Source organism: Desulfosporosinus sp. OT (genome assembly GCF_000224515.1).
Lineage (GTDB): Bacteria > Bacillota > Desulfitobacteriia > Desulfitobacteriales > Desulfitobacteriaceae > Desulfosporosinus.
Map to the genome: position 1 here is coordinate 1 of NZ_AGAF01000003.1, position 2498 is coordinate 2498.

Genomic DNA, 2498 nt, shown 5'->3' on the forward strand with positions numbered 1-2498 from the left:
TAGCGTTTGTCTATTCATTTTATTAACCCAGACCTGCGCTAATTCTGTAAATATTGTTTGGTAACTTTAAGGAGGTCGAACCAATGAACGAACTACAACGAAAGTTATGGCCTTTTATAACTGATGAACAATGGAATGATTGGCATTGGCAAATGTCCAACCGAATTACAACTCTTGGAGGATTACTTGAAGCAGTGTCTCTTCCGGCCGAAGAAGCAGGTCAAATTGAGCGTTGCTTAAAAAATTTCCGAATGGCAATTACGCCTTACTACTTTTCTCTGATGAGTCTCCAAGACCCTTTGTGCCCTATCAAAAAACAAGCAATTCCTTCCATTCATGAATTGCGGAAATCTTCATGCGATTTAGATGACCCACTGCATGAAGAAGCCGATTCCCCTGTACCAGGGCTAACCCACCGCTATCCTGATCGTGTACTACTTCTAGTAACGGACCAATGTTCAATGTACTGTAGGCATTGCACCCGCAGAAGAATGGCGGGACAAACCGACCAGGCTTTGCCATTAAATCGATTTAAGCTCGCCCTGGAATATATTCGTTCCAACCCCCAGATACGCGATGTGCTGATTTCTGGAGGAGATCCCTTTACCCTTTCGGATGAACGTTTGGAGTTTATCTTGTCTAATCTGCGGTCGATTCCCCATGTTGAGATCATTCGGATCGGAACAAGAACCCCTGTCGTCATGCCAATGCGTATTACGGATCACCTCATTCAAGTTTTGCAAAAATACCACCCTGTTTGGATCAATACACATTTCAATCATCCTCAAGAGCTCACCGCTGAAGCGCGTAATTCCCTCAATAAGCTTGCCAATGCTGGCATTCCACTAGGGAATCAATCAGTTTTACTTAAAGGAATTAATGATTGTCCAGTCATTATGAAAAAACTGGTTCATGAACTTGTCAGATGTCGAGTTAGACCTTACTATATGTACCAATGCGACTTATCCAGTGGCATCGAGCATTTCCGGACATCGGTTAGTACCGGTTTGGAAATTATCGAAATGCTCAGGGGCCACACCTCTGGTTTCGCTGTTCCTACCTTTGTTGTCGATGCTCCAGGCGGGGGCGGCAAAATCCCTTTGCAGCCCAACTATTTGATTTCTCAATCAAGTGATAAAGTTATCCTGCGTAATTATGAAGGAGTTATCACGGTATATCAGGAACCCGAAAACAAAACAAGAAGCTGCGAAACATGCTCAGAGACCTGTTCCAGCTCGAAAACCCGCCATATTGGTCTCGCTAAGTTGCTGAAGGGTGAGCGGATCAGTTTAACACCCCAAGAAAACATGCGCTTGGAGAGAAGGAAAATGGTTTCTGGTCGTTGTGGAGGTGGAGTCAATGCTTAACACGATAAGCACTGTGAATTTCTCAAACACCATTAACGTGGATGAGAGGAATAAACGGCTGGTTGTCGACGGTTATGCGCTTGGAACTAAGCCTTCTTTGCTCAGTGGGCAGCTCGTCGACTTAGCAATAACAACGAATCTGGAGAAAATATGGCTTTGGGCTTTGCCAGCAGATGTCCCTGAATTTTTAAGATGTGGCTTTCGTACCGAAGGTAGTCTCTTCCGTGGTGATTATGAGGAATTTGCTATCAGCCTGGCCTATTATCCTAGTGAAGCAAGAGGTCAATCCGATAAGTTGCAATCCGAGAACAATATTATCGATAGCGTTAGAACAAAACCTGTCAATCAGTCACGACGCTTGCCTCTCGGAATGGAGTTAAAACTTTTAAATGAATCCAACGCCCAGCAAATATCACAACTACTAAGCCAAGTTTTTACCAGTTATCCCTCCCCAGTAGAAAATCCTCAATACATTCGCACCTTAATCCAGAAGGGTAACATTTTTGCCGGAGCATTTTCACAAGACCAGCTGATTGGCGTAGCGGCTGCTTACCCAGATCCAATTCTTAACCGCTGCGAAATGACGGATTGTGCAACACTAGCAGATTACCGGGGACATTCTCTATCCGAACGATTACTGTTCATTCTGGAGCAGGAAGTTCACAAGCAAGGCTCATTTAACCTCTATACTTTGGCTCGTGCCCAGTCTTACGGAATGAACAGAGTCTTCCACAAACTTGGCTACAGATATCAGGGGCGCCTGATTAACAATTGTCATATCGCCGGTTCATTTGAAGACATGAACCTTTGGGTTCGATATGCCTAATTCAATAGTCAATAACATTTAGCACAACAATCGGGTAGGAGGCTGACCATTAATTGATCAGCCGACCTCCCACAGCACCGTACGTACCGTTCGGTATACGGCGCTTCCAAAGTTTACACGTTATTTCGCAGAATAACATTCACTAAAACTAAGGTATCCGATTCGTTTGAAACGCTCGTTGGATAGGGCTTTCGTCAAAATCGGGCTATGGGCTACGCGCCAATAGCCTTTTCTTGTGTTTGCCCACATCCATGCTTGTTCCTTGCTAATACCTGCTTTCTTCAGGTTTTCAAACCGTGTTTGAA

General features: G+C 44.4%; 2 protein-coding genes and 1 pseudogene. 2 read left to right on the forward strand and 1 reads right to left on the reverse strand.

Going from position 1 to position 2498, the window contains the following annotated elements; genetic code table 11:
* The first annotated feature begins 83 nt into the window (after positions 1 to 83).
* Positions 84 to 1367 (forward strand): lysine 2,3-aminomutase, encoded by a 1284-nt coding sequence (gene ablA / locus DOT_RS00145; protein WP_009612727.1) that lies wholly within the window; start codon positions 84 to 86, stop codon positions 1365 to 1367.
* The gene (gene ablB, locus DOT_RS00150) at positions 1360 to 2193 is read left to right on the forward strand and encodes a putative beta-lysine N-acetyltransferase (RefSeq protein WP_009612728.1); all 834 of its coding nucleotides are present in this window, start codon (positions 1360 to 1362) and stop codon (positions 2191 to 2193) included. Before ablA ends, ablB begins: the two co-directional genes overlap by 8 nt.
* Before the next feature lie 120 nt (positions 2194 to 2313).
* Here ablB and DOT_RS31310 read toward each other — a convergent pair.
* A pseudogene (locus DOT_RS31310) lies at positions 2314 to 2498 on the reverse strand (group II intron reverse transcriptase/maturase); the annotation flags it as partial.